The organism is Sphingopyxis sp. DBS4, from assembly GCF_024628865.1.
Taxonomy (GTDB): Bacteria; Pseudomonadota; Alphaproteobacteria; order Sphingomonadales; family Sphingomonadaceae; genus Sphingopyxis.
Window position 1 is genome coordinate 631,579 of sequence record NZ_CP102384.1, and the last position, 24,214, is coordinate 655,792.

Annotated in this window: 20 protein-coding genes; 13 read left to right on the top strand and 7 right to left on the bottom strand. The window is 67.4% G+C overall.

Annotation, left to right across the window (positions count from 1 at the left end):
- The first annotated feature begins 5 nt into the window (after positions 1-5).
- From NP825_RS02965 to NP825_RS02985, 5 genes are all read left to right on the top strand, one after another.
- On the top strand, positions 6-1,745 hold the full coding sequence (locus tag NP825_RS02965) for a chloride channel protein (protein WP_257548241.1): 1,740 nt from the start codon (positions 6-8) through the stop codon (positions 1,743-1,745).
- 139 nt (positions 1,746-1,884) lie between these two features.
- Entirely contained in the window at positions 1,885-3,978 is a 2,094-nt protein-coding gene (locus NP825_RS02970; protein WP_257548242.1) for a malate synthase G, read from the top strand.
- Positions 3,979-4,327: 349 nt separating this feature from the next.
- Positions 4,328-6,328 (top strand): GMC family oxidoreductase N-terminal domain-containing protein, encoded by a 2,001-nt coding sequence (locus NP825_RS02975; RefSeq protein WP_257548244.1) that lies wholly within the window; start codon positions 4,328-4,330, stop codon positions 6,326-6,328.
- Positions 6,329-6,433: 105 nt separating this feature from the next.
- Entirely contained in the window at positions 6,434-6,670 is a 237-nt protein-coding gene (locus tag NP825_RS02980) for a DUF333 domain-containing protein (protein WP_257548246.1), read from the top strand.
- Positions 6,671-6,785: 115 nt separating this feature from the next.
- Complete coding sequence (locus tag NP825_RS02985; protein ID WP_306998158.1) at positions 6,786-7,514, top strand: rhodanese-related sulfurtransferase; 729 nt, start codon at positions 6,786-6,788, stop codon at positions 7,512-7,514.
- A gap of 181 nt (positions 7,515-7,695) precedes the next feature.
- Here the strand turns inward: NP825_RS02985 and NP825_RS02990 are convergent, their stop codons facing one another.
- Positions 7,696-8,994, bottom strand: a complete 1,299-nt coding sequence (locus NP825_RS02990; RefSeq protein WP_257548248.1) for a caspase family protein — start codon at positions 8,992-8,994, stop codon at positions 7,696-7,698.
- Between the two features lie 15 nt (positions 8,995-9,009).
- On the bottom strand, positions 9,010-9,636 hold the full coding sequence (locus NP825_RS02995) for a class I SAM-dependent methyltransferase (RefSeq protein ID WP_257548249.1): 627 nt from the start codon (positions 9,634-9,636) through the stop codon (positions 9,010-9,012).
- Positions 9,637-9,729: 93 nt separating this feature from the next.
- On the opposite strand from NP825_RS02995, the gene trxB reads away from it, so the two are divergent.
- On the top strand, positions 9,730-10,695 hold the full coding sequence (trxB, locus tag NP825_RS03000; RefSeq protein ID WP_257548251.1) for a thioredoxin-disulfide reductase: 966 nt from the start codon (positions 9,730-9,732) through the stop codon (positions 10,693-10,695).
- A gap of 211 nt (positions 10,696-10,906) precedes the next feature.
- Here trxB and NP825_RS03005 read toward each other — a convergent pair whose 3' ends face one another.
- Positions 10,907-11,614 (bottom strand): response regulator transcription factor, encoded by a 708-nt coding sequence (locus NP825_RS03005; RefSeq protein ID WP_257548253.1) that lies wholly within the window; start codon positions 11,612-11,614, stop codon positions 10,907-10,909.
- A 65-nt stretch (positions 11,615-11,679) separates the two neighbouring features.
- Here NP825_RS03005 and NP825_RS03010 point away from each other — a divergent pair, with 65 nt between their 5' ends.
- Positions 11,680-13,212: a class I adenylate-forming enzyme family protein gene (locus NP825_RS03010; RefSeq protein ID WP_257548255.1), complete on the top strand. Its 1,533-nt coding sequence runs from the start codon at positions 11,680-11,682 to the stop codon at positions 13,210-13,212.
- Positions 13,213-13,374: 162 nt separating this feature from the next.
- Here the strand turns inward: NP825_RS03010 and NP825_RS03015 are convergent, their stop codons facing one another.
- From NP825_RS03015 to NP825_RS03030, 4 genes are all read right to left on the bottom strand, one after another.
- Positions 13,375-14,163: a hydrolase 1, exosortase A system-associated gene (locus tag NP825_RS03015; protein WP_257548258.1), complete on the bottom strand. Its 789-nt coding sequence runs from the start codon at positions 14,161-14,163 to the stop codon at positions 13,375-13,377.
- Positions 14,148-14,828 (bottom strand): hypothetical protein, encoded by a 681-nt coding sequence (locus NP825_RS03020; RefSeq protein ID WP_257548259.1) that lies wholly within the window; start codon positions 14,826-14,828, stop codon positions 14,148-14,150. Before NP825_RS03020 ends, NP825_RS03015 begins: the two co-directional genes overlap by 16 nt.
- Positions 14,829-14,944: 116 nt before the next feature.
- The gene (locus NP825_RS03025; RefSeq protein ID WP_257548260.1) at positions 14,945-15,205 is read right to left on the bottom strand and encodes an acyl carrier protein; all 261 of its coding nucleotides are present in this window, start codon (positions 15,203-15,205) and stop codon (positions 14,945-14,947) included.
- Positions 15,202-16,179 (bottom strand): GNAT family N-acetyltransferase, encoded by a 978-nt coding sequence (locus tag NP825_RS03030; RefSeq protein ID WP_257548261.1) that lies wholly within the window; start codon positions 16,177-16,179, stop codon positions 15,202-15,204. Before NP825_RS03030 ends, NP825_RS03025 begins: the two co-directional genes overlap by 4 nt.
- Before the next feature lie 74 nt (positions 16,180-16,253).
- Between NP825_RS03030 and NP825_RS03035 the strand changes: the two genes are divergently transcribed.
- From NP825_RS03035 to NP825_RS03060, 6 genes are all read left to right on the top strand, one after another.
- A complete protein-coding gene (locus NP825_RS03035) occupies positions 16,254-17,777 on the top strand; it encodes an acyl-CoA ligase (AMP-forming), exosortase A system-associated (protein ID WP_257548262.1) in 1,524 nt (507 codons plus the stop codon).
- Entirely contained in the window at positions 17,774-19,003 is a 1,230-nt protein-coding gene (locus tag NP825_RS03040; protein ID WP_257548263.1) for a pyridoxal-dependent decarboxylase, exosortase A system-associated, read from the top strand. The genes NP825_RS03035 and NP825_RS03040 overlap by 4 nt, the downstream gene beginning before the upstream one ends.
- Positions 19,004-19,188: 185 nt before the next feature.
- A complete protein-coding gene (locus tag NP825_RS03045) occupies positions 19,189-19,842 on the top strand; it encodes an XrtA/PEP-CTERM system exopolysaccharide export protein (RefSeq protein WP_374046558.1) in 654 nt (217 codons plus the stop codon).
- A gap of 53 nt (positions 19,843-19,895) precedes the next feature.
- The gene (locus tag NP825_RS03050) at positions 19,896-21,434 is read left to right on the top strand and encodes an XrtA system polysaccharide chain length determinant (protein ID WP_257548265.1); all 1,539 of its coding nucleotides are present in this window, start codon (positions 19,896-19,898) and stop codon (positions 21,432-21,434) included.
- A gap of 14 nt (positions 21,435-21,448) precedes the next feature.
- Positions 21,449-22,483, top strand: coding sequence for an AAA family ATPase (locus NP825_RS03055; RefSeq protein WP_257548266.1), 1,035 nt, complete (start codon positions 21,449-21,451; stop codon positions 22,481-22,483).
- Positions 22,480-24,207, top strand: a complete 1,728-nt coding sequence (locus NP825_RS03060; RefSeq protein WP_257548267.1) for a hypothetical protein — start codon at positions 22,480-22,482, stop codon at positions 24,205-24,207. Before NP825_RS03055 ends, NP825_RS03060 begins: the two co-directional genes overlap by 4 nt.
- The last annotated feature ends 7 nt before the right edge of the window (positions 24,208-24,214 follow it).

The following is a 24,214-nucleotide window of genomic DNA, read 5'->3' on the forward strand; positions in this document are numbered from 1 at the left end:
GCCGCATGTCCGTTTCTCCCGCCGCCTATAAACTCGCGGATCACAGCGCCGACCGGCGGATGCTGTTGCTTGCCGGGCTGGCGCTGGCGATCGGGGCGGGCGCTGCGGGCGGCGCCTGGGTCCTGCTGAAATCGATCGCGCTCGCGACGAATCTCTTCTGGTTCGGCCGCTTTTCCTTCGCCGCGACCGCGATCACCGATGCGTCGGTCGGCCTGCTCGTCGTCGTCATTCCGGTGATCGGGGCGCTGATGATCGGGGTGATGGCGCGTTTCGGGTCGGACAAGATCCGCGGCCACGGCATCCCCGAGGCGATCGAGGCGATCCTCTATGGCCAGAGCCGCCTGTCGCCGAAGGTCGCGGTGCTGAAACCGATCTCGGCGGCGATTTCGATCGGCAGCGGCGGGCCGTTCGGCGCCGAGGGGCCGATCATCATGACCGGCGGCGCGATCGGCTCGCTGTTCGCGCAGCGCTTCCGCCTCAGTGCCGCCGAGCGCAAGACGCTGCTGGTGGCGGGCGCCGGGGCGGGGATGACCGCGATCTTCGGCACGCCGCTCGCCGCGATCCTGCTGGCGCTGGAGGTGCTGCTGTTCGAGTGGAAGCCGCGCAGCTTTGTCCCCGTCGTCGTCGCGGTGCTCGTCGCGATGGGCGTTCGCCCGCTGCTGATCGGCAGCGAGCCGATGTTCCCGCTCGCCGCGTCGCTGCCGCCCGCCGGATCGGCGCTGCCGATCGCCGGCGTGCTCGGTGTGGTCGTGGGGCTGGAGGCGGCGCTGCTGTCGGCGCTGCTTTACCGGATCGAGGACGGTTTCCACCGCCTGCCGGTCCACTGGATGTGGTGGCCCGCGATCGGCGCGGTGGTGGTCGGGCTCGGCGGCCTGATCGACGCGCATGTCCTCGGCGCCGGCTATGGCAGTATCCAGGCGCTGCTCGACGGAACGCTCGCGATGCGCGTCGTCGTCGCGCTGCTGGTGGTCAAGGCGGTGGTTTGGCTCTTTGCTCTGGGGTCGGGGACATCGGGCGGCATCCTCGCGCCTTTGCTGATCCTCGGCGGCGCGGCGGGAGCGCTCGCGGGACATCTCTGGCTTGGCAATCCGGGCGTCTGGGCGCTCGTCGGCATGGCCGGTATCCTCAGTGGCGCGATGCGCGCGCCGCTGACCGGCGCGCTGTTCGCGGTCGAGGTGACGGGGCTGTACGGCGCGCTGCCGCTGACGATCGCGGCCGCGTGCGGTGCCTATGCGGTCAGCGTGCTCCTCATGCAGCGCTCGATCCTCACCGAAAAGATCGCGCGGCGCGGGCGGCATATCCGGCAGGAATATGTCGTCGACCCGATGGACCTGGTGCAGGCGCGCGACCTGATGACGCCGCAGCCCGCGACGCTGCCCGGAACGATGGCGGCGGGCGACGTCCTCGATTTCTTCGCCGAGAGCGCCGAACATCGCAGCTATCCGGTGGTCGATGGCCAAGGGCGGCTGCTGGGCCTTGTGTCGCGCAGCGACGTGCTCGAATGGCGCGTCGCCGACATGCCGGTCGACCGCTCCCTCGCCGACCTGGTCTCCGACGCCGCGCAGCCGGTCGCCCACGCCGACGCGCCGATCGGGCAGATTGCCGATCTGATCGTCGAAACCGGGGTCGGGCGCATTCCGATCGTCGATCCGGCGACGCGCAAGGTGCTGGGGATCCTGTCGCGCCACGATCTGCTCAAGGCGCGCCGCGACCATCGGAGGGCGGAGACGGCGCGGTCGCGGTAGGATGATCGAACCGCCCAAGGCAGAACCTCGCCGTCCGATCCACCGCCCCATTGCCAAGCCCCGCCATTCGCGCCATAGGGCGGCGGCCCTTTCCTCCCCGGGTCCACTGGCGCGTCCGCGCTGACCAAAGGGTGTTTGCATGACTGATTTCCTCGATCGCCACGGCCTCTCCGTCGATTCGCGTCTGGTCGATTTCCTCGAAACCAAGGCGCTGCCGCAAACGGGGCTCGATGCGACGCGCTTCTGGGCCGATTTCGCCGCACTGCTCGGCAAATTCGCGCCCGAGAATGCCGCCTTGCTGGCGAAGCGCGAGGATTTGCAGGCCAAGATTGACGCCTGGCATCAGGCGCGGGAAGGGCAGGGACACGACGCGCAAGCCTATCAGGCGTTTCTGCGCGAGATCGGCTATCTCGTCCCCGAGCCCGCGCCGTTCGCGGTCGGCACCGCGAATGTCGATCCCGAAATCGCGACGATGGCGGGGCCGCAGCTCGTCGTTCCCGCGCTGAACGCGCGCTTTGCCTTGAACGCCGCCAATGCGCGCTGGGGCAGCCTTTACGATGCCTTCTACGGCACCGACGCGCTCGACGCGCCGGCCGCGAAGCCCGGCGGCTATGATGCCGAGCGCGGCGCGGCGGTGATCGCGCGCGCGAAGGTCTTTCTCGACGAAGCGGTGCCGCTGGCGAACGGGAAATGGGCCGACTGGCAGGGCGGGGACCTGACGCTCGCCGACCCGTCGCAGCTTGCCGGCACGCGCGATGGCGGTATCCTCCTCAAGCACAACGGTCTGCATATCGAACTGGTGATCGATCCCGCGAGCGCGATCGGCAAGACCGACCCTGCGGGCATCGCCGACGTGATCGTCGAAGCCGCGCTGACGACGATCATCGATCTCGAGGACAGCGTCGCCGCGGTCGATGGCGAGGACAAGGTGCTCGGCTATACGAACTGGCTCGGCCTGATGCGGGGCGATCTGGTCGAGAGTTTCGACAAGGGTGGCAAGGTGATGACGCGCCGCATGGCCGCTGACCGCGACTGGACCGCGCCCGACGGCACGGCCTTCGCGCTGCACGGCCGCAGCGTGCTGTTCGTGCGCAACGTCGGCCACCTGATGACGACGCCGATGATCCGGCTCCCCGACGGCAGCGAGGCGCCCGAGGGATTGTGCGATGCGGTGATCACCAGCCTCTGCGCGGTCCACGACCTCAAGGGGCTCGGCAGCCTCCGCAACAGCCGCGCGGGCAGCGTCTATATCGTCAAGCCCAAGCAGCATGGGCCGGAGGAATGCGGCTTCACCGACCGGCTGTTCGACGCGGTTGAGGATATGCTCGGCCTCGCGCGCCACACGGTCAAGGTCGGGGTGATGGACGAGGAGCGCCGCACCAGCGCCAACCTCGCCGCTTGCATCGAGGCCGTGAAGGACCGCATCGTCTTCATCAATACCGGCTTCCTCGACCGCACTGGCGACGAGATTCACACCTCGATGCGTGCCGGGCCGATGATCCCCAAGGGCGAGATGAAGGCGTCGGACTGGATCGCGTCGTACGAGGACCGCAACGTCCGCATCGGCCTTGCCTGCGGGCTCAGCGGCAAGGCGCAGATCGGCAAGGGCATGTGGGCGATGCCCGACCTGATGAAGGCAATGCTCGAAGCCAAGATCGGCCACCCGAAATCGGGTGCGAATACGGCATGGGTGCCGTCGCCGACCGCTGCGACGCTCCATGCGCTGCATTATCATATGGTCGACGTCTTCGCGCGGCAGAAGGAGATCGCGGGTGAGGCGGTGCCCGCGCTCGACCGGCTGCTGAACATTCCCGTAGCGACCGGCCGCAACTGGAGTGAAGCCGAGGTCGCGCGCGAGCTCGACAATAATTGCCAGGGTATATTGGGCTATGTCGTGCGCTGGATCGACCAGGGCGTCGGCTGCTCGAAAGTGCCCGACATCGACGATATCGGCCTCATGGAGGATCGCGCCACCCTGCGCATCTCGTCGCAGGCGCTCGCGAACTGGCTGCTTCATGGCGTCTGCACCGAGCGCCAAGTCGACGCGGCGCTGGCGCGGATGGCGGCCAAGGTCGATGCGCAGAATGCGGGCGACCCGCTTTACGAAAAGCTGACGCCCGACGGGATTGCGTATCAGGCGGCGCGGGCGCTGATCTTCGAGGGGGTGACGCAGCCGTCGGGTTACACCGAACCGCTGCTCCACAAGTTCCGGCAGGCGAAGAAGGCGGCGTAGGGGCGGCCGAACCAAGATTGCCGCCCCCGCGAAGGCGGGGGCCGTTATCGGTGTCGCCCCAACGATGGGTCAGATTAAGGGCTCGCCGCTCTATGGCCTGTGGGGATTTAAGTTTTAACCGTCCGATTATGGAAAATCCGTGTTCCCCCGCGAAGGCGGGGGTCCAGAGCGGGCTGGCTCAGGGCTGCTCTGGACCCCCGCCTTCGCGGGGGAACAGGTTTCTTCCTGTGAGCATGGCGTTCAAGCCCGAATCCCCAGAAGCCTTAAACCCGCCGCTTCGATACAATACACCTTGCCTTTGCGCCTTATAAACCGGCATCTGACCACGGGACAGGCAGGGGGCATGGCGATGGCGGCACCGTTCAATTTCGGGCAGCTCAAATTCCTGAAGGCGCTGACCGAGGCGCTGTTCCATGGCGCCGAGATGAAGATCACGCCCGATCAGGTCGTCGCCAACGTCAGCGACCTGTTCGCCAAGGTCGGCGGAACGAAGCTCGACGAGATTCGCCTGTCGCTGACCGCGACCGAAATCGTACTCGGCCCGCTGTTCGCGCTCGCCGATGTCGGGGAACGCGCGCGGCGGATCCGGAACCGGCTCCAGAATAGCCAGATCGACCTGTTCCAGGACATGGCGCGGCTGCGCGGCATCATCTACGGTTGCTATTACGGGCATTGGATGCCGGGCGATCAGGATGCCAATGCCGCGAACCCGGTGCACAGGCAGATCGGTTTCACCCTGCCGAAGCATCGCCATCGCGGTTCCGGCGAAATCGAGATCACGCGCGTCGAGGGGCGCGAGATCGACCCGGCGCATATTCTGGACGCCGCGACGCTCGCGGACGAATATGACGTGATCGTCATCGGATCGGGCGCGGGCGGCGCGGTCGCGGCGCATGGGGTCGCGGCGCAGGGCTACAAGGTGCTGATCGTCGAGGCCGGACCCTTCTATCCTTCGCCGCGGATCACGCATCACGAACTCGACATGGTCGCGAACCTGTTCAAGCACGGCGCGCTGCAAACCTCGACCAACCGCGATTTCGTGGTGTTCCAGGGACGCTGCGTCGGCGGGTCGTCGACGATCAACAACGGCATCTGCCTGCGCGTGAACGAGGCGGGGCGGACGCACCCCGACGCGGTCGACGTGTTCGCCAGATGGGCGAGCGTCGGCGCGCCGATCGACGCCGATGCCTTTCACAAAAGCTATGACGCGATCCAGCGCCGCCTCGGCATCGCGCCGATCGAGCCGCGCAGCGGGCGGCACAACGGGCCGCACCTGCTGAACGGCTGGCACGCCTATGCCGCGACCTCGACCGATCCGAAGGACCGGCGTGCGGTCGCCGACTGGTTCGCGAAGAATTTCGGGCCGCCGCATACGCCCGAAGCCTGCGCTTATTGCGGCTATTGCAACACGGGATGCGCCTATGGGCGGCGGATGGGGATGGCGCAGACCTATCTGCCCGACGCCTGCCGCGACCATGGCGCGCGCATCCTGCCCGGCACCAAGGCCGACCGTATCGTCTGGCAGACCGCGGTCGACGGTCGGCGCGAGGCCGAGGCGGTGAAGCTGATCCTGCCCGATGGGTCGCAGGCGCTCGTCCGCGCCCGCGTCGGGGTGATCGTCGCGGGCGGTACCATCGCCTCGTCGAAGCTGCTCAGCCGCAGCGACATCGACGGCACCGGCCGACAGGTGTCGCTCAACATCGCCTCGCCGGTCGTCGCGCTGATGCCGCCGGGAGCCGGCGGCGATGCGTGGGACGAGGATCAGATGGCGACCTATGTCGATTGCGGCGACTTCCTGCTCGAAAGCCATTTCCAGCCGCCGATGGCGATGGCGTCGCTGATGCCCGGCTGGTTCGCCGACCATGCGGCGCGGATGCAGAATTTCGGCCGCGTTCATTCGGCGGGCATCCTGTTTCCCGCCGACCGGCGCGGGCGGGTGAAGGACGGCAAGCTCAAGTTCCAGCTCGACAAGGCCGAGGATCTGCCGCTGCTTCGCCGCGCGATGGCGACGCTGACCAAGGTCCATTTCGCCGCAGGTGCGCTCGAATGTTACCCGGCGCTCACCAAAGGGCAGACGGTGACCCCCGGCATGGATGTCGATGCCTTTTTCGAGGACGCGATCGAGGAGGCCGACGATGTCACGCTGTCGAGCAGCCATCCGCACGGCGGCAATGCGATCAACGAAGACCCGCGCCACGGCGTCGTCGACCCCGAATGCCGTGTCCACGGCACGACCAATGTGCTGGTGACCGACGCCAGCGTTTTTCCCACCTGCATTCGCGTCAACGCGCAATGGACGACGATGGCGATGGCGCATTATGCGACGGCGCGGGGCGATCCGTTCCGGTGATGTGGCAGGTCTTTCAGGGGGTTGGGCCGATTGCCCGAACTTGACGCTGCTGGAGGGATGATCCAGACAAGGGGTCATTCTCCATGCCCGGAACAGGAGCAGCGAATGAAAAACATCTTCGTGATCGGGATGCTCGCCTTGGCGGGCTGCGCTTCTCCCTCGCCATCGGAAACGCCGGTCGGCTTGGCCAATCCGGCATCCGTCTATTGCGTGGAGCAGAAGGGAAAGATTGAAATCCGTCGCGGGCCGGATGGCGAAACCGGCTATTGCCACCTTCCCGATGGCCGTGTGGTCGAAGAGTGGGAATTCTACCGCTCGCAGAAAAAGGATGCCGGTGCCTGAACATCGCGGCGAAGCGGCGCAAGCAGCCCTGGACCTGCTTATTGCCATGGCTCTGCGGGATTCTCGCGCCGATTCTGCTGTGAAATTTGTCGCTACGGCCTAAGAAGCGGGCGCTATGAGTATCGCCGTCGCCGCCCTCTATCGTTTCGCCGCCTTCGACGATCCCGCCGTGCTGCGTCAGCCCTTGCTCGATCTGTGCGCGGCGGAAGGGATCAAGGGCACGCTGCTTCTCGCCCGCGAGGGCATCAACGGCACGATCGCGGGCAGCGCGGATGGGGTCGCGGCAGTGATTGCGCATATCCGCGCGCTCCCGGGCTGCGCCGAACTCGACGTCAAATATTCGGCCGCCGCGGCGATGCCGTTCCGGCGGCTCAAGGTGCGGCTCAAAAAGGAAATCGTGACGATGAAGGTGCCGGGGCTCGACCCGGCGCGCGGCGCGGCGCCCTATGTCGACCCGGCCGACTGGAATGCGCTGGTCGACGATCCGGACACGGTTCTGATCGACACGCGCAATGGCTTCGAGATCGGCTATGGCAGCTTCGCCGGCGCGATCGATCCGCAGACCAAGAGTTTCGGCGACTTCCCCGGCTGGTGGCGCGACCATGCCGCCGAATTCGCGGGCAAGCGGATCGCGATGTTCTGCACCGGCGGCATCCGCTGCGAGAAGTCGACCGCTTTTCTGCGGAGCGAAGGCGTCGAGGATGTCGTGCATCTGAAGGGCGGCATCCTCGCCTATCTGGAACAGGTGCCGGAAGCGGACAGCCGCTGGCACGGTAGCTGCTTCGTCTTCGACGAGCGGGTGAGCGTAGGGCACGGGCTGGCCGAGGTGGGGGAGAAGGAATAGCTGGGACGCCCCGGCATGGCATCCGCTTCGGGGGTAGAGGGCGGCCGTTCCCCCTCTTTGTCATTCCCGCGAAAGCGGGAACCCAGTGTGGGGTCAGCCGATGCCCACTCTGGGTTCTCGCTTTCGCGGGAATGACGAAGTTATGAAACACGGAATGCCGCTTATCTTTCGCTGACCGCCTTCACCCCACCGTCAGCGTGTAAGTCACGCGATAGTCGCTCGCGTCTCCGGTCAGCGTCCTGGTGAACGTCCCCGGCTCGCTGCCGAGGTCGACGGTGCCGATATGGTCGCTGCCGCCGATATCGTCGAATTCGCGGAGCTGGAAGCTCACCGGCTGGTCGAACGAGAACGCCTTGTCGACGACCCAGCTTTCGCCTTTCTTGATCGAGAAGATCTCGCTCTTGCCCTCGGGAAAGCGCTCGCCGGTGTTGAAGCGCAGGAAAAGCTGGTCGGGCAGACCGAGTCCCAGCCGCCCGGTCAGCTTGACGCAATCGACGCGGACGTTCGAGAGGATATATTTGGGGCCCGCCGGCCGGACCGCCGCGGTGATCGCCGCCGGTGGTGCGGGCGCTTTGGGGTCTCTGGTCAGCCGTGCGACGCCGTCGCTCGCCTGCGCCGCATATTTGCCCGCGGGAAATTCGGCGAGATAGGATTTGAACGCGCTTATGCTGTTGTCGGCGAGCGCGCCTTTCCACATCAATTCCTCCATCGCCGCGCGGTTGGCGGCGCCGGGGCGCGGGACGAGATAGACCGGTGTCCCGGTGATGCTCGCGCTGACGAAGGGGCGCTGGAGGCCGCCGGTCGCCGCGAGCACATCATCGCGGATCGCCCCGCCGAGAAGCTGCACCGGCAGATCGGGCTGCGGCAGGCGTTTCGCGAGCGAGGTCGCGAAGGGCGAATTGGCGCCGCTGCCGTCGGCGGCGGTCTGCCCCGGCGCGGCGGCGAAGATAACGAGCACGTCGTCGGCCTCGACCCCCGCGAGCCCGGTCTGCACCGCGCGCGTCCCCGACCGCCAGCTGCGGCCGAAGGGATTGTTGCGGCACGAATCGAGGATCACCATGCGAATCTGCGCGCCCGAGACCGACTCCATCAGCCGGTCGAGGTTGATCGCTTCATAGGGCAGGTCGAGGTCCGACTTGAGCTGCGCGTCGGTCGGGATCAGCCAGTTCTTGCCCTGCGCCTCGATCCCGTGCCCGGCATAATAGACCATCGCGACGTCGGCTCCCTCGGCCTTGGCGCGGAAATCGCGCATCGCCTTCTGGAACTCGTTGACCGCAAGGTCCGCCGCGACGGTGACATCGTCGAAACCGGCGTTTCGCGCCGACGCGGCGACCAGCTTGATGTCGTTCGCCGGGTTCACGAGGTGGCTGGTGTTCGCATAGTCGCTGTTGCCGATGATCAGCGCGACCTTGCGTGCCTCGGCGCCCGTCGGGGCGAGCAGGAAGAGGGTGGTGAAGAGGACAAGCCAGAATCGCGTCATCGCGCCGTCCTTTCGTCAGGCGGCGGCGTGCGCCGCGCCATATTCGATCCAGCCGAAGGGGCGGGGGGTCTTGGGCATATAGGCCGCGCCCTGCCGCTCGACCGCGAAGCCTGCCTGTTCATAGGCATCGCCGATCGGCCGGGTCAGGTGGCAATTGCCGCCGATGCGTTTCCATAGCGGCTCGATCCGCCGCTGCCATTTGGCGACTCCCGCGTCGGGCGCGCCGCCATGTTCGAGGAAGAGCGCGGTGCCGCCGGGTTTCAGCACGCGGCGGATTTCGGCGAGCACTGCCGCCTGATCGGCGACCGAGCAGAGGGTGAAGGTGGTGACGACCGTATCGAAGCGCCCGCTCTCGAACGGCATCGCCTCGCCGACTCCGCCCTGGATGTCGGCGTCGATCCCGCGCGCCGCGGCGGCGGCGCGGCTCATCGCGAGCAGTTCGGGCGAAGGGTCGAGCCCGGTGAAGCTGGCGATCCGCATCGGATCGTAAAATTCCATGTTGATGCCGCCGCCGCAGCCGAGTTCCAGAACGTCGCCCGCCGCGCGCGGCACCACCTTGCTGCGCGCCTTCATGATCTGCCCCTGCGAACAGGCGCATTTGATCAGCCGCGGCACTCCATGACGTTCCCACCAGCTCGCCATTTTTCCGACTCCCCTTGGCGGCGAAGGTGAGCCTTGCTAGCGCGGTTGGCAACACCCATCTGTGCGGTCCCGCACAGGATCAGAAAGACCGTCATGCCCGCCACCCACCACACCAAGATGCTCATCCTCGGCTCCGGCCCCGCGGGCCTGTCGGCCGCCATTTACGCGGCGCGCGCGGGAATGCAGCCGATCGTCGTGCAGGGGCTCCAGCCGGGCGGGCAGCTCACCATCACCACCGACGTCGAAAATTATCCGGGTTTTGCCGAGGTGATCCAGGGGCCGTGGCTGATGGAACAGATGACCGCGCAGGCGACGCATGTCGGCACGAGCATGATCTGGGACACGATTGTCGACGTCGACCTGTCGCAGCGCCCGTTCAAACTGACCGGCGACGGCGGCGATGTCTATCTGGCTGAAACACTGGTGATCGCGACCGGCGCGCAGGCGAAGTGGCTCGGCGCCCCCGGCGAGCAGGAGCTTGGCGGCAAGGGCGTGTCGGCGTGCGCGACGTGCGACGGCTTCTTCTATCGCGGCAAGAAGGTCGTGGTGATCGGCGGCGGCAACACTGCGGTCGAGGAAGCGCTCTATCTCACCAATCACAGCGACGATGTGACGCTGATCCACCGCCGCGATCACCTGCGTGCCGAAAAGATATTGCAGGACCGGCTGCACGCGAACCCCAAGATCAAGGTGCTGTGGAACAAGCGCGTCGATCGCTTCGTCGGCGGCGAAGGCACGGCGGGCCTGATCGGGGTCGACCTGATCGACACGGTGACCGGCGAGGCGAGCCACGAGCCGACCGACGGCGGCTTCGTCGCGATCGGCCACAGCCCCTCGACCGAGCTGTTCAAGGGCAAGCTGCCGCTCGACGACGACGGCTATCTGCAGGTGACGCCGGGCACGTCGCTGACGTCGATCCCCGGCGTGTTCGCGGCGGGCGACGTGACCGACAAGGTATATCGCCAAGCAGTGACCGCCGCGGGCATGGGCTGCATGGCCGCGCTGGATGCCGAGCGTTTCCTCGCCGAGGCCGAGTATAAGGCGCTGGTGGAGGCGTAGAAGGGGACGGAAGGGCCGTTCGCGACCGATTGCGGTCATAACAACCTTCGTCACCCCAGGGTCCATGGCCTGTCGTTTCCTTCGGCGCAGCGCCTGACGAGAGCGCAGGCCATGGATGCTGAAACAAGTTCAGCATGACGAGGTGGCAAGGTCCGCTCCCCACCACCCCAAAGCCGTCGTCATTCTGCGGACGAAGCGGAATTGACGATCGTCAATCCGGCCGCGAGCACAGCGCGTAGCCGTGGCCTTTTACCGTGCGCAGCATCGGCCAGGCGAAATCGCGGTCCACCTTGGCGCGAAGCCGCGACATATGCACCTCGACCCGGTTGGTTCCGGGGTCGAAATCGAGCCGCCACACCGCCTTCAGCAGCGCCGAGCGCGACAGCGGCCGATCGGGAACGCGCGCGAGATTGGCGAGCAGGTCGAACTCGCGCAGCGGCAGGCGGATCAGCCGCCCCGCGCGCTCGACCCGCCGGTCGATCAGGTCGATCCGCAGCTCACCCTCGCCGAGTTGCCCCGCCGCGAGCCGGCTGCGGCGGATGAGGCTGGCGATGCGCGCAAGCAGTTCGGGCAGATTGTCGGTCCAGCCGACCGCGTCGTCGGCACCATGGGTCAGCCCGGTCATCCGGTCACCCAGCGAATCGCGATCCGACAGGACAAGCAGCGGACGGCGCCCCGCGATGCTGCGCGCGAGCCGGACGAACGCGGACGGCTCCTGCCAGCCCAGAAAGGGATTGATTGCCAGTAGGTCGAAGCAGCAATCGAGCCAGGGCCGGAGCCCGCCGACCGGCGCGGGCAGGATATGCGCGCGATGCCCCGCCGCCGTTACGGAATCGAACAAGGCCCGGTCGCGCAGCGGATGATAGACGGCGACCAGCGGCGCCCTGCCCTCATCCGCCGCCGTGCCGATCGCTTCCATTCGCGTCTCCCCCGATCCGCCATGCGCGGCATTGCGCCGCGCCTCCGCTGTGCTAACCCCGAGTCATGACCAGTGCCACCTTGCTCGAAGCCGACTTCGCCACCCTGCCCGATCTCGTCCGCGCCCATGCGGCCGAACGTCCCGATGCCATAGCCGCCGCCGACCCGGCGCGGCGGCTGAGCTGGTCCGAACTGGACGCAACGATCGACCGGATCGCGGCGCGGCTGCAGGCCGACGGCTTCGCCAAGGGCGACCGCACCGCGATCGCCGGGCTGAACAGCGTCGAACAGACGGCGGTGATTCTCGGCACGCTGCGCGCCGGCGGGGTCGCCGGGCTGATCACCAACAGCGCGACCGGTGAGCAGATGGCGGCGATGATCGCCGACACCGGCGCGCGCCACCTGTTCCTCGACAGCGCGGCGGCCGCGAGCCTCGAAGGGCAGAGCATCGCCGCGCGCGAGCGCATCGCGATGGACGGCAGCACCGTCGGCACGGCGCTGGACGCGTGGATGGCGCCCGCGGGCACGAAGCCCGAGCCGGTCGCGATCGATCCGCTCGACGGGTTCAACATCATCTATTCGTCGGGCACCACCGGTACGCCCAAGGGCATCGTCCACAGCCATGCGATGCGCTGGCAGCATATCCAGCGCGGGGTTCCGGCCTATGGGCCGAAGGCGGTGACGATCCTGTCGACCCCCCTCTATTCGAACACGACGATGGCGAGCTTCCTCCCCACCGTCGGATCGGGCGGGCAGGTCGTGCTGATGAAGAAGTTCGACGCGCGCGGCTTCCTGGAACTCGCGGAGCGCGAGCGCGCGACCAACACGATGCTGGTGCCGGTGCAATATCGGCGGATCATGGCGCTTGAGGATTTCGACCGCTTCGACCTCTCCGGCTTCGTGATGAAATATTGCACCTCGGCCCCCTTCCCCGCCGCGCTCAAGGCCGACGTGCTGAAGCGCTGGCCCGGCGGGCTCGTCGAAATCTACGGCATGACCGAGGGCGGCGCGGCCTTCATCCTCGAGGCGCATCAATTTCCCGACAAGCTCCACACCGTCGGCAAGCCCGCGCCCGGCCATGTCGCCAAGGTGATCGACGAAGAGGGCAACGAACTGCCGCAAGGATCGGTCGGCGAAGTCGTCGGCCGCTCGCCGGCGATGATGACCGGCTACAACAACCGCCCCGACGCGACGAAGGCGATGCACTGGCACGATGCCGAGGGAAACCTCTTCTACCGCCACGGCGACATCGGCCGCATCGACGAGGACGGCTTCCTGACCCTGATGGACCGCGCCAAGGACATAATCATCTCGGGCGGTTTCAACATCTTTCCGAGCGACCTCGAAGCGATATTGAACGCCGACGAGCGCGTCGTCGAAGCGACCGTCGTCGGGATGCCGAGCGAGGAATGGGGCGAGACGCCGGTCGCCTTCGTCGTGCTGAGGGACGGCGCGGACGCCGAAGCGGTGCGCGCCGACTGCAACGCCAAGGTCGGCAAGACCCAGCGGCTGAGCGCGATCGAGGTCGTGGAGGAACTGCCGCGCAGTGCGATCGGCAAGGTGCTGAAGCGCGAATTGCGCGATGCCTATGCAGGGTGAATGGCGGGTAGCGGCCGATTGCGGCCGCCCGGCCTCTCCTAACTTTGTCATCCCCGCGAAAGCGGGGACCCAGAGCGTGCGTCGGCTAACCCCACACTGGGTTCCCGCTTTCGCGGGAATGACGAAAGTGGGGAATGTCCGCTTCCCACCTCAAAGCTGACGTCAGCTCAGCTTCTCCAATATCCGTTCGGCCAGCCAATCGGCGTCCGCTCCCGCAAAGCTGTGCGACCCGCTGTCCAGACGTTCGACCTTTATGTCGCCCGGCCGGCAATTTTCCGCAAACGCCTGCGCGGTGCGGTCGCCGGTCGCGAGCAGGATCGTCGCGGGGCAGGGTAGCGCCGCCATCGCGTGGTCGAGGCGGGTGGGCAGGCTGTCGGGGGCGGCGGGCGGTTTCGGCTTGCCGAGCGCCGACAGGCCGCGCAGCAATTTGCGGACATCGACCTCGCCTTTGACCAGCCGCAGCAGGCTTTTCGGGTCTTTCAGCCGCGAAAGATAGCGCGCGCGGATCGCGGCGGCCGGGGGCAGGGCAGGTTCGTCGGCTTCCGCCTCGCTCTCTTCATAGGTCCAGGGATTGGCGAGGATCAGCCCGCCCAGCGGCAGCGGCTGATGCAGCAGCAGCGCGCTCGCTGCGTCGCAGTTGCCGAAGGCGATGATGCGCTCGACATGCGGCGCGGCCTCCCGGAAAGCGGCGATCGCGGCGGCGATGTCGGGACCGCTGCTGGTATAGCCGCCGTTCGCGCCTTCGCTGTCGCCGATCCCGCGGCGGTCGAAGCGGAAGACCGGATGGCCCGCCGCGGCGATGCGCTGCGCGAGCGCCGCCATGCCGCGATGCGCGCCGCTGCGGACCTCGTTGCCGCCCGAGACGATCAGCAGGCCCGTCGCGCCGGGCGCTTCGTCGAGGCTCGCGGCGAGCATCGCGCCTTCGCAGGCGAAGCTCAGATGACGCCGCATGTCCGGCTCCATGCGACGATATCGGCGGCGATTGCGGCCGCCATCGCGGCATCCTCTCCGGGTTCGGCGCGCAGCCAGAGCGGGGTGCCTGCGATGCCATCGGCGCCGAGGCCGATGCTGCGTAGCGGCCCGACTGCCTGCGCTTCGGCGGCGCCGAGCTGCGCGACCATGGCGGGCGACAGAGCGTTGCCTGCGAGCAGCAATGGCGTGGCCTGTGCCGTCTCGTGCAGGCTGTCGAGCGACGATTCGATCCCCGCCTCGCGATCGGCGGCGACGCGCGCGCGCATCATCGTGCGGAGCAGCGATGCGCCGCCGACGGGCGCGAGGCGCCACCATGCGGCGGCCTCGGCGCGGTGATCGATCAGTGCGCCGCCGCGGATCGATGCGATGATGACGGGACCGGCGAGGCTCGCGGCGACAGCGGCGAGTGCATTCTGCCAGCGCTCCAGATCGACGTCTTCGAGCGCGATGAGGCTTTCATTCTGGCCGGGTAGGTCGGGCAGCACCGCCGCGAAATCCTCCATGCTCAGCGCGCGCATCGCGAGTACCAGCGTGCGGCGCAGCCGGTTCGCTTCGTCGAACAGCGGCGGGACGATCAGGACGGTGGCGCGGGGAGCGTTTGCGGGGGCGATGCGCAATTGATGTTCGAGAACATCCGCCGCCATGACTGCGATTCCCTCCCGTCATCCCGGCGAAGGCCGGGATCTCGCCATAGCTGGAAACGCCACGGCGAGATCCCGGCCTTCGCCGGGATGACGGGATGAAAGGGAAGCGATGGCCGTCAACCGGCCACCTTGCGCTGCGAGAAAGCGAGCAAGTGCCCATAGGTTTCGAAAATCTCGCCGTCGATCTCGTCGTCGTCGATGGTGATGCCGAGCCGGTCTTCCATCTCGGTGAGCACGGTCGCGACCGCCATCGAATCGAATTCGGGCAGCTCGCCGAACAGGCCGCTGTCGTCGGTCAGCGCGGCGGCGCGGTCCTCGCCGAGGCCGAGCACGTCGGCGAGCAGGGCGCGAAGGGTGGCGTCGACGGTGTCGGTCATATGTCTTTCCTGATCAGCGAACGCGCAAAGGCTTTGAATGCCGGTCCCCATGCCGCGATGCGCGCCGGATTGAAAGCCTCGATGCGCCACAGCGGGTCGTGCCGGTTCATCCAGTCGCGTTTGTAGGCGTCGTTGCCGGTGCCGAAATCGACCCGCGCCACGCCGTCGGTCTCGATGACATGGCGGAACAGCGCCGCCGACAGCAGGGTGCCGGGCGAGGCTTTCAGGCTGTCCTCGACATGTGCGAGCTTGTGGATGAAGGCGGTGCCGTCCTCGACGGTCCAGAACTGCGCGGCAACGGGTCGCCCCTCGATGCGGGCGAGCCCCATGCGAAAGGTGCCGCGCGCCGATTCGGCCTCGGCAAAGGCGCGGAGCAGCGCGGGGTCGCCCTCTTCGGGTTTCCAGCTCGCCGCGTAGATGGCTTCATAGGCGGCCCAGGCGTCGGCGTCGAAGCGGGTAAAGAGCGCGATGTCGACGACGCCCTTTTTTGCCTTGCGCTTGACGGTGTTGCGGAGTGCGCCGGGGCGGCTCTCCCACCATAGATCGTGCGTCAGGCCCGTAAGGTCGAGCCAGTGGCGGTCGCCCGCCGGCACCGCCCTGACCCACCAGCCAGCGTTGCGGAGCGCGATGCTAATGTCTCCGGGCAGGCCGTCCATCTCGGGCACCGGATAAAGCGTCAGGCGCGCGGCGCGGTCCCTCAACCGTGCGAACAGGTCGCGCAGCGCCCCGCCGCGTTCGCCGGGATGCGCCGGGCCGTCGTAAAGCGGCCGGATGCCGAAACTATACCAGCAGGTCAGCCCCGAAAAATAACCCGGCTTCTCAAGGCGCAGCGGCAGCCATGCGCTGACCGCCCCGCAGTCGCCGCGCGCGTCGTGACGACCTTGTCCCGCAAAGCCATGCGCCGCGAGCAGGTCGAACCACTCGGCGCGATCGAAGGGCGAGGCAAAGCCCGCCGCGCGCGCTGTGGCGGGCAACCCGTCATCATTAGCGTGATCTTCACCGTTCCCTTGCATGACCCAGCGCTCTATCACCTAGCTCCTAACAGCCGATGACCATGATACAAAATCCGCCGTCGCGTCCGATCGACCATCTCGTCCGTTTTGGCGCCGCCGATGCGCCTGCGCTGCTGATTGGCGAGCGCGTGACGAGCTATGCCGATCTCGATGCCGGGGTCGGGCGGCTCGCGGCGTGGCTGCTCGATCAGGCGGGCGGCCCCGGCGAGCGCGTCGCGAGCTGGGGCGCAAAGGGCCGCGCAACCTGCCTGATGTCGCTCGCCGCGGCACGCGCGGGGCTGATCCATGTTCCGGTCAATCCGTTGCTGAAAGGACCGCAGGTCGCGCATATATTGGCCGATAGCGGCGCGGTTCTGCTCGTCACCAACGGTTCGCGCGCCGACATGCTCGGCGCCGGCCGGCCCGACGCTTGCGCGGTGCGCGATCTGAAGGTCGCCGAAGAGGTAATCGATTCGGGCGGCGACGGCCTGCCGCTTTCGATCGCCGAGTCCGACGACCTCGCCGCCATCCTTTATACCAGCGGCTCGACCGGGCGGCCCAAGGGGGTGATGCTCAGCCACGCGAACCTGTGGCTCGGCGCCGAAAGCGTCGCTTCCTATCTGAAGCTTTCGCCGCGCGACCGAGTGCTCGGGGTGCTTCCGCTCAGCTTCGACTATGGGCAGAACCAGCTTCTGTCGGCGTGGCACGCGGGCGCCGCGGTCGCGCCGCTCGACTATCTGACCGCGCGCGACGTGGTGAAGGCGGTCGCTCGCCACCGGATCACGACCCTCGCGGGGGTGCCGCCCCTCTGGGTGCAATTGGTCGAAAGCGACTGGCCGACCGAAACGGCGGCGCTGCTCGAACGGCTGACCAACAGCGGCGGCGCGCTGACCCCTTCGCTGATCGATGCGATGCGCGGCACTTTTCCGAACGCTGCCATTTATCCGATGTACGGGCTGACCGAGGCCTTTCGTTCGACCTACCTCGCCCCCGAACTGGTTGCGACGCATCCGACCTCGATGGGGCGCGCGATCCCGCACGCCGAAATTCTCGTCTGCCGCCCCAACGGCAGCATCGCCGACGATGACGAGCCCGGCGAACTCGTTCATTGCGGGCCGCTCGTCGCCAAGGGCTATTGGCGCGATGCGGAGCGCACGGCCGAACGCTTCAAACCCGCCCCCGCCGCCTCGCGCTATGGCGGGACCGCAGTCTGGTCGGGCGATACGGTGCGGCGCGATGCCGAGGGTCTACTGACGTTCGTCGGCCGCGACGACGCGATGATCAAGACCGCGGGCAACCGCGTCAGCCCGACCGAGGTCGAGGATGCCGCGGTCGCCTCCGGCCTGATTTACGAAGCGGTCGCCTTCGGCGTTCCCGACCCGCGCCTCGGCGCCGCGATCGTGCTGATCGTGCGGGGGAAGGGCGCGCGCGACGAGGAAGGGCTGGCGGCCCATCTTCGCCAGAACCTCCCCAATTTCATGCAGCCGCAAGTGATCGAGTGGCGGGGCGCCTTGCCGCGCAATCCCAATGGCAAGCTCGATCGGGTGGCGATCGCCGCCGACTGGAAGGTGACGGCATGAAGCCGCACGGTCCGATCCCGCCCGCTTTCCGCGCCGATGCCAGCGGCATGTTGCTGATCGGCGGCGACCGCGCCGAAGCGCTAGCCGATGCGGCGGGGGACACGCCGCTGTTCGTCTATGACAGTGCGATGCTGGCTGCGCGCGTCGCCGAGTGGCGCGCCGCGATGCCGAAGCAGGTCCAGCTTCATTACGCAATGAAGGCGAATCCCTATGCACCTTTGCTCGCCCATATGGCGGGGCTGGTCGACGGGTTCGACGTCGCCTCGGGCGGCGAACTCAAGGCGGCGCTGGCGAGCGGAATGGCGGCGGCGCATGTCAGCTTCGCGGGACCCGGCAAGCGCGACCGCGAACTCGAAGCGGCGATATCGGCAGGTGCGACGCTCAACCTCGAGTCGATGGGCGAAGCCGATCGGGCGCTTGCGATCGCGCAGAGGCTCGGCATCACGCCGCGCCTGGCGGTGCGGGTCAATCCCGATTTCGACCTCAAGGGATCGGGAATGAAGATGGGCGGCGGCGCCAAGCCTTTCGGGGTCGATGCCGCCGGGGTTCCGGTGCTGGTGCGCCGCCTGATCGACGCCGGCGCCGACTGGCGCGGCTTTCATATTTTCGCGGGATCGCAGGCCCTTGACGCTGCGGCCATCGCCGACACGCAGGCGCAGACGGTGGCGCTCGCGGCGCGGCTGGCGAAGGCGATCGGCGTCGCGCCGCCGCTCGTCAATCTGGGCGGTGGAATGGGCGTGCCCTATTTTCCCGGCGACACGGCGGTCGACGTCGCGGCGGTCGGCGATGCGTTGGCGCAGACGCTCGGCGACCGCGATTCGATATTGGCGGACAGCGGTTTCGCGATGGAACTCGGGCGCTGGCTCGTCGCCGAGGCCGGGGTCTATCTGACCCGCGTCGTCGACCGCAAGACCAGCCATGGCGAGACCTTTCTCGTCACCGATGGCGGCCTTCACCACCAGCTCGCCGCGAGCGGCAATTTCGGCACCGTGATCCGGCGCAACTATCCGATCGCGGTGGCAAGCCGCTTTGGCGAAGCGCCCGCGGAGACGGTGTCGGTGGTCGGCTGCCTCTGCACCCCGCTCGACCGGCTCGGCGATCAGGTTGCGCTGCCGCACGCCGATGTGGGTGATCTTGTTGCGATTTTTCAGGCTGGGGCTTATGGGGCAACCGCGAGTCCATCAGCCTTTCTGGGGCAGGGACCGGCGCAGGAAATGCTCGTCTGAACGGCCGACACGGTTAATTTCTGTGCCAAGGCGGCACAAGGTTCGACGAGCGCGGTGCGAACTTATCCCAATACTAACGGTATGTTCACCCTTTCCGAGCAATGGCTGATCCTGACGCAAAGGCTGTTCTCGCGGGATGCCGGTCCTGCGAGGGCTGTGTCCGCTCGAAAGGTGATTTGAATATGATGTCCTTCCCCCAGCTTCGTGCCGCAAAGGCCGCGCTCGTTTCGGGCATCGCCGCGACGGCGCTGACGGGCTGCATGGGCGCGGGCGGCGCTGCGCCGCAGCTTCCGAGCGCCAATTTCGTCGCGAATCAGGAAGGGCCGGGCGAGGAATATATCATCGGCCCGCTGGACGAGCTTCAGATCTTCGTGTGGCGCAATCCCGAACTGGGCGGCAAGGTGCAGGTCCGCCCAGACGGCCGCATCACCACACCGCTGATCACCGACATGCCCGCGGTCGGCAAGACGCCGACGATGCTGCAGCAGGATATCAAGCTGCAGCTCAGCCAGTATATCACCGATCCGATCGTCAGCGTGATCGTCACCAGCTTCAACAGCACTTTCTCGCAGCAGGTGCGCGTCGTCGGCGCGACCGAAAAGCCCGCGTCGATCCCGTTCCGCGCCAATATGACCGTGCTCGACGCGATGATCGCGGTCGGCGGCCTCGGCGAATATGCTGCGGGCAACAAGGCGCGGCTCGTCCGGTTCGACAAAGGCACGGGCAAGCAGCATGAATATGCGCTGCGCCTCAACGACCTGATCAAGCGCGGCGACATCAAGGCGAATGTCCGGTTGCAGCCGGGCGACGTCATCATCATTCCCGAAAGCATGTTCTGACGCAGGCCCAGGCGGCCCGCACGATGCCGATTGCCAAGGATTAAGAGCAGACGATGAACGGCCTTTACGACGAAATCCGGGTGGTGGTGCACAGCGTATGGACACGGCGCTGGCTGGTGCTCGGCGTCGCCTGGGGCATCTGCATTCTCGGCTGGCTGGCGGTCGCGTCGATCCCGAACCGGTATGACAGCCGCGCGCGCCTGCTTGTTCAGGCCAACCAGATCCTTCCCGACGATGCCGGCGGCGGCGCTTATTCGAGCGCCCAGCAGATCGACCAGATTCGCGAAACGCTGACCAGCGCGCGCAACCTTGAAAAGGTCGCGCTGACGACGGGACTGATCGGCGCCGACGCCGGCGAGCGCGACAAGGCGGGTGCCGTCGCGATGCTGCAAAAGAATATCAAGGTTGTTCCGCAGCAGCAGAACATCTTCGAAATCACCTCTTCGGTCGGGGTCGGCAGCCTGTCCGACGCCGACAATGCAAAATTGGCGTCGGGCGTGCTCGACAGCCTGATCACCGTGTTCCGCGACGACCAGCTTCGCGGCGGGCGGATGGACGCGCGCGAGGGCCTCAAATTCCTCGATGCGCAGATCGCCGACCGCGAAAAGGGGCTGCGTGAGGTCGAGGCGCGCCGCGGTGCGTTCGAGGCGCAGAATATCGGGTTGATCCCCGGCGGCAGCGGATCGCCTTCGCAGCGCGTCGATGCCGCACGCGCCGAACTCAGCCAGATCGATTCGCAGCTCGTTTCGGCGCAGGCGCAGCTTGCGGCGGCGAACGGCCAGCTTTCCTCGACCCCCGCGACGGTGCCCGGGGTCGGCGGAGTCGGCGGTGGCGTCGCGCGCCAGCAGCTTGCCGGGGCGCAGAACGAGCTTGCGTCGATGCGTGCGCGCGGCCTGACTGACGCGCATCCCGACGTGATCGCGCTCAAGAGCCAGATCGCTTCGCTGAAAGCGATGGCCGATCGCGAAGGCACGGGTGGCGGTGGCGGCGGGATGCAGAACCCCGCCTATGCCTCGCTCGCTGCGATGCGCGCCGATCGCCAGGCGACGGTCAGCGCGCTGTCGGCACGCAAGACGCAGCTCATGGGCGACATTGCGAAGATCACCTCGCAGCAGATCCAGAACCCCGGCATCGCGGCCGAATATGACCGGATCAATGGCGAATATACCGCGCTGAAGGCGCAATATGACAAGCTGCTTGCCCAGCGCGAGCAGGTGCGGCTGCGCGGCGAGGTGCAGACCGAAACCGACGCGATCAAGGTCGAACTGCTCGACCCGCCCTCGAAGCCGACGAGCCCCGCGGCGCCGAACCGGCCGTTGTTCCTGACCTTGGTGCTTCTGGCGGGGATCGGCGGCGGTATCGGCGCGGCCTTTGCCCTGTCGCAGGTGCGCGCCAGCTATGCGACCGCGGCGAAGCTCGAACGCGCGAGCGGGCTGCCGGTGATCGGATCGATCACCGAGGTGGTGACGCCCGACCGCCATGTCGAACGCCGCAAGCGGCTCGTCTGGCTCGGCGGCGGCGCGGCGGCGCTCGTCGGCCTCTATGCGCTGTTGCTGATCGCCGAATTTGTCCAGCGCGGCATGGTCGCGTGAACGGGGAAGACGACATGAACGATCAACGCCCCGTCAAGCGCCCGCCCTCGCTGCTCGAACGCGCTGCCGACATGTTCGGCCTCGATCCCGCAAAGAATGCGGCGACGATCGACGTCTCGAAACTGCCGCCCGAGCCCGAGAAAAAGGCGAAGAAAGCCAAGGCGAAGGAAATGCCTGCCGCCGAGGTGCTGCCGCCCGAAGCGCCGGTGGTCGAGGCCGCGCCCGCGGTCGAGCCTGCGCCTGCGAAGCCCTCTCCCCGCAAGGAGATTGCCAGGGCCGCGCCTGCGATCGTGCCCAACCGTCAGGGGACGATCGACCGCGAACGCCTCGCCGCGCGCGGCATGGTCGTTCCCGGCGCGCCGGTCACTGGCATCGCCGAGGAATATCGCATCGTGAAGCGTGAGATCATCCGCAATTTCGCGGGCACCGCGAACCGCCCGGTCGTGCCGCGCGGCCACCGCGTGCTGATTGCCTCGGCCAATCCGGGCGAGGGCAAGACCTTCACCGCGGTCAATCTGGCGCTCAGCCTCGCGGTCGAAGCCGATCACGACGTGCTGCTGATCGACGCCGACATCGCGAAACCGAGCGTGCTCGAAGCGCTGGGGCTGGCGGAGGGGGCCGAAAGCGGCCCGGGCCTGATGGACGCGCTTGCCGACCCGCATCTGGCGGTGGGCGACTGCCTGATCCAGACCGACATTCCCGGGCTCAAGGTCATGCCCGCGGGCACCCAGCATATGCACGACACCGAATTGCTCGCTTCGGCGCGCACAGAGGCGCTGCTCGCGCAGCTCGAAGCAGGGGCGCCGGGGCGTATCGTCATCCTCGATTCGCCGCCGGTGCTCGCAGCCTCGCCCGCGGCGGTGCTCGCGGGGCATGTCGGTCAGCTCATCATGGTGGTGCGCGCCGACCAGACGCTCGAATCCTCGCTGCGCGACGCGATCGGTCTGATGGGCGCGTGTCCGCATATCCAGCTGCTGCTCAACGGCGTCAAATTTTCGCCGGGCGGCCGCCGCTTCGGCACCTATTATGGACAAGGAGGCGCGTCATGATGCGCACCAGTCTCAAGCTACGCTGCGGGGCGGCGTTCGCCGCCCTTCTACTCGCCGGAACCGCGACGGGCGCGCAGGCGCAATTTTCGGGCGACCCGGGCGCGGGCGGCGCGGATACGCCTGCCGCCGGAGACGCGTCGGCGTCGGATTCGAGCACCGATCGCCAGAGCAAGCGCGGCGAACGCCAGAAGAAGCAGCGTCAGGTCTCCGTCGCGCCCTATCTGGAAGTCGACCAGATTCTCTCCGCCGACCTCAAGAATGGCGGCGACGTACTGACCTATACGACCGTCGCGGCCGGGGTCGATGCGTCGATCGTCACGCGCCGCGTCGAACTTGCGGGCACGCTCCGCTACGAGCATCGCTTCGGCGAATCGGGCGGGCTGCGGGACAGCGACACCGTCACCGGCCTCGCACGCGGAAGACTCGAAGTCTCGCGCGGCTTCAACCTCGAGGCCGGAGCGCTCGCGACGCGGACCAGTGCCGACGGGCGGGGCGCGGTCAGCGGGCTGCTCATCGGTGATGCGGGCAATGCCGCCGACCTCTATTCCATCTATGCCGGACCGACGCTTGCGCAACGCATCGGCAATCTCGACGTCGGGGCGGGCTATCGCTTCGGTTATACGAAGATCGATGTCGGCTCGGCGCCGACCCTCGCGCCCGGTGTGGCGGCACAGGACGTCTTCGACAGCTCGACCAACCATCTCGCCTGGGCGAGCATCGGCCAGCGTCCCGGCGACCTGCCCTTCGGCTGGCAGGTTTCGGGCGGCTACGAACGCGAGGATGCGAGCCAGCTCGACCAGCGGTTCGAGGGCAAATATGCCCGCGCCGACGTGACCGTGCCGATCGGCCCGACCGTCGCACTGCTCGGCGGTGTCGGTTATGAGGATATCGAGATCGGCCAGCGCAGTCCGGTCCTCGACGGAAACGGTGTTCCCGTGCGCGATTCGGCGGGCCGTTTCGTCACCGACAAATCGAGCCCGCGCCAGCTTTCGTTCGATACCGACGGGCTGATCTGGGATGCGGGCGTGATGTGGCAGCCGAGCCGCCGCACCTCGCTCACCGCGAAGATCGGCCGCCGCTATGGCGACACCATCTATACCGGCAGCTTCACCTATCGCCCCGACCATGCGACCCTGTTCCAGGTCGGCGTCTATGACGGGCTGTCGAGCCTCGGCCGCGGCATGTCGAGCGGGCTGTCGGCGCTGCCGACGCAGTTCGACCCGACGCGCAACCCGATCAGCGGCGATGTCGACACCTGTGTCTTCGGACAGGGGACGGGCGGTTGCCTCAACGGCCAGATCGGCAATGCCGGGGCGTTCCAATATCGCAACAGCGGCGTCCAGGCGGTGCTGTCGTCGCGCTACGGACGTTGGTCCTATGGCGTCGGGCTTGGCTATGATCGCCGCCGCCTGCTCGTGCCGCACGGCTCGGTTCTCGCCAATCTCGACGGCGTGACCGACGAAAGCTATTATCTGTTCCTGAGCGCGGGGCGTCCGCTGGGCGCCGATGCCGACATCAGCATCACCGGCTATCTCAGCTATTTCGACAATGGCGCCCCCGGAGCTGGCGACGTTCAGTCGGCGGGGCTTACGGCTTCCTATTCGCGGCGCTTCTGGCGCGGGCTGACCGGGACCGCCGCCGCGTCGATCAATGCCTTCGACCAGGACGGCTTCAACAGCGAGCTTATCGGTTCAGCCTTGGTGGGACTGCGCTACAACTTCTGATCGGGGA